Below are 223 nucleotides of genomic sequence, written 5' to 3' on the forward strand. Positions count from 1 at the left end.
CTCCTCGTCAATTCCCATCGCAAAGTAGACCACTTCACCACGAACCGTGCCCCGTTTCAGCTTCACGTACAGCCCATCTAAATAGATCACAGAGTACCGTTTGCTCAGTGGCCGCTTTTGCCACTGGTGGATATCGTCCAGCACTGTAGCCGTAATATTGCTGACCGTGGTGGGGGAGTAGTGGCTGCCAAACATACTTTCAATGAACCGGGCCACATCCCGC

1 protein-coding gene is annotated in these 223 nt (G+C 53.4%); it reads right to left on the reverse strand.

Annotated features, from left to right (window positions below; genetic code table 11):
* The coding region (locus C173_RS21725; RefSeq protein WP_036728406.1) for an IS256 family transposase at positions 1-223 on the reverse strand (223 nt) is incomplete at both ends.

The organism is Paenibacillus sp. FSL R7-277 (assembly GCF_000517965.1).
Taxonomy (GTDB): Bacteria; Bacillota; Bacilli; order Paenibacillales; family Paenibacillaceae; genus Paenibacillus_AQ; species Paenibacillus_AQ silagei.